This is a genomic window from Streptomyces smaragdinus (assembly GCF_009604385.1).
GTDB lineage: Bacteria > Actinomycetota > Actinomycetes > Streptomycetales > Streptomycetaceae > Streptomyces > Streptomyces smaragdinus.
On the sequence record NZ_WEGJ01000057.1, the window covers coordinates 19,413 to 28,462 of the forward strand.

A 9,050-nucleotide genomic window follows, 5' to 3' on the forward strand; every position below is an offset into this window, starting at 1 on the left:
CCTGGCATAGGCTGACCCGGAAGTTTTCCGGGATCCGGCAGCCAAGAGGGGCCCCGGCTCTCCGGGATCCGGCAGCAAACGGCAACGGGGAGCACGATGACACGCCCGCACGGCAAGGAACTCCACCCCGGGTACCTGGGCGCCTACACCTCGCTGCTGGCCGAGGTCTCCGCCACCGGCCGCCTGCTGCGCCGCGTCGAACTCGACACCCTGCGCGACCTGGGCGAACACGCGGCGGAGGCTGGCCACACCCTGCGTGACCTCATCGGCCTGTGCCTCGCCGAGACCCGCCGCTGCCTCCCCGCCCTGCCCGGCGTCTCCCACGCCGCGGGCCCCACCGAGCGGGTCCGTACGGGCGACGCGGTGCTGGCGGCGGTCGAGGCGGCGGTGGCCGCGTTCGGCGAGGGGCACGAGCGGGCGCAGCGCCTCGCGGTGCGCCAGGAGGAGGCCGAGCGGCGGGAGTTCATCGACGACCTGCTGTACGGGCGCAGCGACCCGGGCCGCCTCGCGGAGCGCGCCACCCGCTTCGGCCTGCGTCTGGGCCGCTCGCACGCGGTGGCCGTCGCGGTCGGGGACGGGCCGGGGTTCGACGAGATACACCCCCTCGTCCGGCGGATCGAGCGGGAGCTGCTGGGCCGGTTCGGGGAACACGACGTCCTGATCACCACCAAGGACGGCCGGCTCGTCTGCGTCGCCGGCGCCGGCGACGAGGCGATGCTGGAGGCCTTCGGCGCCGTCGTCCAGCACCCCGGGGCGGGCTACCGGGGCGCGCGCAGAGTGGCGTTCGGCCGCGGGCACGCGGGGCCGGGCGGGGTGGTGCGCTCGTACGAGGAGGCCCTGGGAGCGCTGGAGACCGCCGACCGGCTGGCGATCGCCGAACCGGTGCTGCGGGCGGCCGAGCTGCTGGTCTTCCCCGTGCTGATGCGTGACCGCGAGGCGATGGCCGATCTCGTACGGGACGTGCTGGGCCCCCTGACCCAGGCCCGCGGCGGGGCGGAGCCGCTGCTGGAGACGCTGCGGGTGTGCGCGGCCTCCGGCTACGTGAACGCCGAGGCCGCCCGGCGCCTCGGCCTGTCGGTCCGTACCCTCAGCTACCGGCTGGACCGGATCAAGGCCCTCACCGGCCACGACCCCTCCGAACCCCTCCAGCGCTTCACCCTGGAGACGGCGGCGCTCGGGGCCCGGCTGCTGGGCTGGCCCGACCAGGAGATCTGAGCGCCACCTTCACGTCCGTATCCGGGCGACAACGCCCGCCCGAGATTGCCGGGTTCGGGAAATGTGCCTGATCGCGGACGCTGCCACCATGACTCTGCCGGCGCCCGGAGCCCGGTCCGGCGGCCGACGGAGGTGAGCCATGGGGGAGTTCGCGCGCGACGCGTTCGCGTTTCCCGCCGTGGTGTTCAGCTTCGCGCTGCTCGTGGTGATCGCCTACTGGCTGTTCGCGGCCGTGAGCGGACTCGGCACGCACGGCGATGTCCTCGACGGGGGTGAGGGTATCGGCGCGGCGGAGGGGAGCGCCGAGGTCCCGCACGGTGGACTGGGCGGGGCGCTCGGCGCGCTGGGTCTGGGCGGGGTGCCCGTCACGGTGGTGTTCTCGCTGGTCGTCGCCGTCGCCTGGGTCGTCGCCCTGGCCGGCGGACAGGCCACCGACGCCGCCGGCCTGGACGGGACGCCGGCCCTGCTCGCCGGCTGCGCGGCCCTGTGCCTGGCGCTCGTCGCCGGCTGGTACGCGACCTGGCTGCTGGCCCGCCCGCTGCGCCGGCTGCTCAGCACCGGTGTGCCGGAGCGCCGCGCCGATCTCGTCGGCCGGTTGTGCACGGTGCGCACCGGGCGGGTGACCGCCGGCTTCGGCCAGGCGGAGGTGCCGGGCGCGGACGGCGGCAGCGTCCTGGTGCAGGTACGCGCCGAGGACGGCAACGCGCTCAGCGCCGGCAGCCGGGCGCTGATCTTCGACTACGACACCGAGGGCGAGTTCTTCCGCGTCGCCCCGGCCCCCGGCGCCCTCGAACCCGGCGCCCTCGATCCCAGCGCCTGACCGGCGACCCCGTACACACAACGCGCGACGGTGGACTGTACCCGTGCGCGCGGTCCCGCACACACGACACCGGAAGGCAACCCATGAGTTCCGTCGCCACAGGCATAGGCGTGCTGATCGCCGTCGTCCTGCTGATCGCCCTGGTCATGATGCTGATGGTCGGTCGACTCTTCCGAAAGGTGCAGCAGGGCCACGCCCTGATCGTCTCCAAGGTCCGCCGGGTCGACGTGACCTTCACCGGCACCGTGGTGCTGCCGGTGCTGCACAAGGCCGAGCTGATGGACATCTCCGTCAAGGCCATGGAGATCACCCGGACCGGCAAGGAGGGCCTGATCTGCCGGGACAATATCCGCGCCGACATCCGGATCTCCTTCTTCGTCCGGGTCAACAAGACCGTCGAGGACGTCATCAAGGTCGCCCAGGCCATCGGCACCCAGCGGGCCTCCGACCAGTCGACGCTGCAGGAGCTGTTCAACGCCAAGTTCTCCGAGGCCCTCAAGACCGTCGGCAAGCAGCTCGACTTCGCGGACCTCTACACCAAGCGCGACGAGTTCCGGGACCGGATCATCGCGGTCATCGGCACCGACCTGAACGGCTACAGCCTGGAGGACGCGGCGATCGACTACCTCGAGCAGACGCCGATGGCCCAGCTCGACCCGCAGAACATCCTCGACGCCCAGGGCATCCGCAAGATCACCGAGCTGACGGCGGTGGAGAACGTCCGTACCAACGAGCTGAAGCGGGACGAGGAGAAGGAGATCACCCGCAAGAACGTCGAGGCCCGCGAGGCCGTGCTGGAGCTGGAGCGGCGGCAGGCCGACGCGGAGGCCAAGCAGGCGCGCGAGGTCGGCGTGGTCCGGGCCCGGGAGGAGGCCGAGACGGCGAAGGTGCAGGCGGAGGAGCGGCTGAAGGCGTCGACCGCGTTCGTGCGTACGGAGGAGCAGATCGGCGTCCAGGAGGAGAACAAGGCCCGCGAGATCGCCGTGGCCCAGCTCAACAAGCAGCGGGTGGTCGCCGTGGAGAGCGAGCGGATCGAGAAGGACCGGGTGCTGGAGGTCATCGCGCGTGACCGGGAGACCGAGCTCAAGCGCATCGCCAAGGACAAGGAGCTCGAGGTCGAGCGCCGCGAGATCGCGGACGTGATCCGCGAGCGGATCGCGGTGGAGAAGACCGTGGCGCAGCAGGAGGAGGAGATCAAGAAGCTGCGTACGGTCGAGGAGGCCGACCGCGAGCGCCAGGCGCTGATCATCGCCGCCGAGGCCCAGGCCCAGGAGCGCCTGGTCAAGGACATCAAGGCCGCCGAGGCCGCGGAGGCCGCCGCGCAGCACTGGGCGGCCGAGGCCCTCACCAAGGCGGAGGCCCGGCGCAAGGCCGCCGAGCTCGACGCGGCCGCCGCGATCCGGCTCGCCGAGGGCAAGCAGGCCGACGCCGCCGCGGCCGGACTGGCCGAGGCGCAGGTCAGGGAGCGCGGCGCCGAGGCCGTGCACAAGGTGGGCAAGGCCGAGGCGGACGTGGAGCGCGAGAAGGCCCTTGCCGCGGCGGCGGGGCTGCGGGAGAAGATGAAGGCGGAGGCCGACGGCATCAACGACAAGGCCGCCGCGATGGCCGCCCTGGACGCCGCGAGCCGCGGCCACGAGGAGTACCGGCTGCGGCTGGAGGCCGAGAAGGAGATCCGCCTCGCCGGCATCGACGTACACGCGAAGATCGCCGAGGCGCAGGCCACGGTGCTGGCGACCGGGCTGGAGAACGCGGACATCTCCGTCGTCGGCGGGGACAGCGTGTTCTTCGACAAGCTCGTCGGCGCGGTGTCGGCGGGCAAGGCGGTGGACGGTTTCGTCAACAACTCCGACGCGGTACGGGCCATGGCGGGCCCCTGGCTGGACGCGGACGGCTCCACCTTCACCCGCGACGCCGTCGCCGCGGCCGGCGGCCTGGGCGCCGCGGGGCTGCGCGACCTCACCCTGGCCGGACTGCTGGGCAGGCTCGCGGCCACCGGCGGCCCCGACAGCGCGGCGCTGACCCAGCTGCTGGACGCCGTACGGGGCACCGCCGCGGCGGAGCTGCCCCTGGCGGCGGCGCTGAACGGCGCGGTGAAGTGAGGTGGAGCCGCAGCTGACCGCCGGCACGTACGAGGTTCTGCGCGACCGGCTGACCGCCGCCGCACGGGAGCTGGCGCACCGGGCCGACGGGCTCAACACCCGCCGGATCGAGACGTTCGGCGGCACCACGGCCGAGCTGGCCGGCACCGGGCTGATCCGCACCGGGCACGACTGCGTGCCCCGGGACCTCGTCCGGGCCGGCGGGCTGCTGCTGTTCGGCTACAACGGGGCCACCGGACGCACCACCGAGGTGTCCGACGTCTTCTCCCTCCAGCGCCACGACCCCGACGGCGTCCGCTTCGACCCGGCGCCCGAGGACGCCGTCCCCGGACTGCTCGACGACCCCGCGTTCCGCCGGGACTTCGCCGAGCTGTACCGCTTCTACCGCGACACCCGGCTGCTCCAGCTGCGCCGGCTCGGAGCCACCCTGCTCGCCGTGTTCCAGACCGGCCGCACGGCCGCCGACCTGCGCGTCCTGCGCTGGCACGAGACGCCCGACGGCGCCGTGTCGTACGTCGACGACCGGGGTGAGCGCGAGCACGTCTTCCCCGAGCCGCACGACGTCGAATGGACCGCCACCACCCGCGCCGACCACGTCCCCGGCCGCTACCCCCATGTCTCCGTCCGGGGCCTGGTGTTCGTCGGGTGCGCCGGCGGGGCGCTCACGCTGAAGACCGGGGACGACACCGAGACCGGCGAGGGCGCCTACAGCGAGCCGGTCGACGAGCCGCTGCAGTCCCTCGCCGACCTCGAGATCGACTACGCCGTGGCCGGCCCCCTCGTCCTGCTGCGGATCCTCCCGTACAACGAGACCGCCCGCCGCCACCTCGTCCTCAACACCCGCACCCGCGAGGTCGTCCGCCTCGACGGCATCGGCCGGGCCTGCCGCCGGCTGCCCGAGGACCAGGGGATCATCTTCCCCGGCGGGTACTACCTCGCCGACGTCCCGCCCGGCAGCGCCGCCCGGACCTTCGACACGGACACCTCGGACCTGGAGTACGAGCGCGTCCTGCGCTCCCCGAACGGCGAGGACGTGCTGTACGTCTTCCACGCCCGCGCCGAGGGCCGCACGCTGCTGCTGCCGTACAACGTGATCCGCAAGGAGGCCGGCACACCCTGGCAGACGCACGGCTGGGCGCTGGCCGACGACGGCACGATGACCGTGCTCCGGGCGGCGGGGGAGGAGCCCACCCGGGTCCACCCGGTGCAGGTCTGGCGCACGCCGTTCGTCTCCGACGCGTACGCCGCCGCCCGCCCCGCCGGCACCGGCCCGCTGGCCAGGATCGGCAACGCCGACCTCGTACGGGGCATCTCCGACGCCCTGACGGTGGCCCGTGCCGCCGCCGGACTGACCCCCAACCGCGCCGTGTTCGAGGGGGTCGCCGCGGCGGCCTCCCGGGTCGCCGACCGCCACCACTGGCTCGGCGACGCCGACGCCGGCGCGCTCGGGGAGCCGCTGGAGACCGTACGGGCCACCGCCGGGGAGGTCATCGGCGAGTTCGAGCGCGTCGAGGAGCTGCGGCGGCAGGCGCGGGCGGCGCTCGACTCGGCGGCGGCCGACGTCACCGGGCTGATCCGGCGTGCCCGCGCCGACGCGCCCGGGACGGCGGACGGCTGGGTGACGCGGCTCGCCGGGCTGCGGCAGGCGCAGGGGCGGCTGGAGACGCTGCGCGAGATCCGGTACGCCGACGAGTCCCGTATCGACGAGCTGGCCGCCGCGCTCACCGAGGCGCTGGACGCGACCGGCCGCCGCGCGGTCGGCTTCCTGGCCCGCGAGGACGCCTTCACCGACAGCCACCGCACGATCGGGGAGCTGACGGAGGAGGCGGGCGAGGTCGCCACGGTCGCCGCCGCCGGGCCGCTCGCCGACCGGATCACCGAACTGGCCGGCGCCCTGCGCTCCGTGACCGAGGTCGTCGGCACCCTCGACATCGCCGACGCGACCGTCCGCACCTCCGTGCTGACCCGTATCGGTGAGGTCCTCGGCGCCGTCAACCGCTGCCGCGCCGTGCTGGACGGACGGCGCCGGGAGCTGCTGCGCAGCGAGGGGGAGGCCGAGTTCGCGGCCGAGTCCGCGCTGCTCGGGCAGGCCGTGACCGGCGGCCTCGCGGCGGCCGGCACGCCGGAGGAATGCGACCGGCAGCTCGGCGGGCTGCTGCTGCGGCTGGAGAACCTGGAGGCCCGGTTCGGCTCGTTCGAGGGCTTCGCCGAGCAGCTCGCGACCCGGCGGGAGGAGGTGTACGAGGCCTTCTCCGCGCGCAAGCAGACCCAGCTCGACGAGCGGGCCGGGCGCGCCGACCGGCTCGTGGCGTCCGCCGGGCGGGTGCTGGGCACCATCCGGCGCCGGTCCGCCACGCTCGCCTCGCCGGACGAGGTCAACGCCTTCTTCGCCGCCGACCCGCTCGTCGCCCGGGTCCGTGCCGTCGCCGCGGAGCTGCGCGCCATCGGCGACGGGGTGCGCGGCGACGAGCTCGACGGCCGGCTGACGGCCGCCCGCCAGGAGGCCGCCCGCGCCCTGCGCGACCGCGCCGACCTGTCCGGGGAGGGCGGCACGCTGCGGCTGGGGCGGCACACGTTCGCGGTGCACACCCAGCCCGTGGAGCTCACCCTGGTGCCGCACGCGGGGGAGCTCGCGTACGCCGTCACCGGGACCGACTACCGGATGCCGGTGCGCGACGCGGGGTTCGCCGCCGCCCGGGAGTTCTGGGAGCAGCCGCTGGTGTCCGAGTCGCCGGCCGTGTACCGGGCGGAGTATCTGGCGGCGCGCGTGCTGGACGCCGGGCCGGCCGGCGGCGATCCGCTCGCGGCGGTGCGGACGGTCGCCGAGGCCGCGTACGACGAGGGGTACGACCGCGGCGTGCACGACCGGGACGCGGCGGCGATCCTCGGCGCCCTGCTGCGGCTGCGCGCCGGGGCGGGCACCCTGTGCTTCACGCCGGGAGCGCGCGCGGCGGCGCAGCTGTGGTGGGCGTACGGCACCGACCCGGGGGCGCGCGGTGCGTGGGCGGCGCGCGCCCGGTCCCTCGTGCGCGCCCGGTCGGTGTTCGGCGCGGACGGTGCGGTGGCGGAGCTGGCGGCGGAGCTGTCGTCCCGGGCGGCGGAGTTCCTGCGCGGGGCGGGGCTGGACGCACCGGAGGCGGGGTGCGGCGCGTACCTCGTCGAGGAACTCGCCGCCGGCACCCCCCGGTTCGCCGTCAGCGCGCCCGCGCGGCGGCTCACGGAGGGCTTCCGGGGCGCCCTCGGGGACGCGGTGGGGGAGTACGAGGGGGAGCTGGCGTCCCTGGGCCCGGACCTCGCCGCCCGGCACCAGCTGGCGGGCGCCTGGCTCGGCGGCTGGGCGGATTCCGCCTCTGCCTCAGCCGACCCGGCGTTCCTCCCCGAGGCCGTCGCCCTCGAGCTCACCGGCGACGCCCTGCCCCGCCACGACAGCGACGCCGAGCTCACCACGACCGTCACCGGGCTGCTCGGCACCCACCCCCGTGTCGACGGCGGCAGCCTCACCCTGCGCCTGGACGAATTCCTCGCCCGCACCACCGCGTTCCGCACCGAACGCGTCCCCGCGCACCGGGCGTACACCGCCCGCCGCGCCCGCCTCCTGGACGCCGAGCGGCGCCGGCTGCGCCTCGACTCGTACCGCCCCGAGGTCATGCCCGCCTTCGTCCGCAACCGGCTGCTCGACGAGGTGTACCTGCCGCTCGTCGGCGACAGCCTGGCCAGGCAGCTGGGCGCCGCCGGAGCCGGGCGCCGTACCGACAGCCAGGGTCTGCTGCTCCTGCTGTCCCCGCCCGGCTACGGCAAGACGACGCTGCTGGAGTACGTCGCCGCCCGGCTCGGCCTGGTGTTCGTCAAGGTGGACGGGCCGGCGCTCGGCACCGCGACGACATCGCTCGACCCGGCGGCGGCGCCGGACGCCGCCGCGCGGCGCGAGGTCGAGAAGATCAACTTCGCGCTGGCGCTGGGGAACAACACCCTGCTGTACCTCGACGACATCCAGCACACCTCGCCCGAGCTGCTGCAGAAGTTCATCCCGCTGTGCGACGCGCAGCGCCGGATCGAGGGCGTCCAGGACGGCGAGTCGAGGGTGTACGACCTGCGCGGGAAGCGGTTCGCGGTGTGCATGGCGGGGAACCCGTTCACCGGGTCGGGGGCCCGGTTCCGGGTGCCGGACATGCTCGCCAACCGGGCCGACGTGTGGAACCTCGGCGACGTACTGGCCGGGAAGGAGGACCTGTTCGCGCTCAGCCACATCGAGAACGCCCTCACGTCCAACCCGGTGCTCGCCCCGCTCGCCGCCCGCGACCGCGCGGACATCGACGTGCTGGTCGCGCTCGCGCGCGGCGACGAGGGGGTACGCGCCGACCGGCTCGTCCACCCCTGCCCGCCGGCCGAGCTGGAGCAGATCCTGGCGGTGCTGCGCCGGCTGCTGCCCGTCCGCCGGACGGTGCTCGCCGTCAACGCCGCCTACATCGCCTCCGCCGCGCAGGCGCAGGCGTCCCGTACGGAGCCGCCGTTCCTGCTGCAGGGGTCGTACCGCGACACCAGCCGGCTGGCCGGGCGGATCGTGCCCGTCATGAACGACGAGGAGGTCGAGGCGCTGATCGACGACCACTACCGGGGCGAGGCCCAGACCCTCACCACGGGCGCCGAGGCGAACCTGCTGAAGCTCGCCGAGCTGCGCGGCCGGCTGGACCCGGCGGGGGCGGCGCGGTGGCGGCAGGTCAAGGAGGCGTACCGGGCCACCCGGACCGCCGACGTGACCGCGGCCAACGGGCGGCACCGGGCGGGGGGGGACGAGGGCCTGCGCTCACTGGGCCCGGCCGTCCTGGCGCGCTTCGCGGCGACTCCGGAGGGTGACGGCGCCCTGGCCGCCGCCGTCGCCGAGGCCTTCGAGCCCCGGCCGTGGAATCTGTGGGCCG

Annotated in this window: 4 protein-coding genes; all 4 read left to right on the forward strand. The window is 75.0% G+C overall.

Annotated elements, in window-relative coordinates:
- The first annotated feature begins 96 nt into the window (after nt 1–96).
- Entirely contained in the window at nt 97–1,215 is a 1,119-nt protein-coding gene (locus SRB5_RS33515) for a PucR family transcriptional regulator (protein WP_153457279.1), read from the forward strand.
- Nucleotides 1,216–1,354: 139 nt separating this feature from the next.
- Complete coding sequence (locus SRB5_RS33520; protein ID WP_153457281.1) at nt 1,355–2,035, forward strand: OB-fold-containig protein; 681 nt, start codon at nt 1,355–1,357, stop codon at nt 2,033–2,035.
- An 83-nt stretch (nt 2,036–2,118) separates the two neighbouring features.
- Nucleotides 2,119–4,134: an SPFH domain-containing protein gene (locus SRB5_RS33525; protein WP_153457283.1), complete on the forward strand. Its 2,016-nt coding sequence runs from the start codon at nt 2,119–2,121 to the stop codon at nt 4,132–4,134.
- Nucleotide 4,135: 1 nt separating this feature from the next.
- On the forward strand, nt 4,136–9,050 hold a 4,915-nt coding region (locus SRB5_RS33530; RefSeq protein WP_323378926.1), incomplete at its 3' end, for a DNA repair ATPase.

What these genes read in the sequence shown, in the direction of transcription:
- SRB5_RS33515 (WP_153457279.1), top strand. Translation starts at nt 97, where the DNA reads ATGACACGCCCGCACGGCAAGGAACTCCACCCCGGGTACCTGGGCGCC.
- SRB5_RS33525 (WP_153457283.1), top strand. Translation starts at nt 2,119, where the DNA reads ATGAGTTCCGTCGCCACAGGCATAGGCGTGCTGATCGCCGTCGTCCTG.
- SRB5_RS33520 (WP_153457281.1), top strand. Translation starts at nt 1,355, where the DNA reads ATGGGGGAGTTCGCGCGCGACGCGTTCGCGTTTCCCGCCGTGGTGTTC.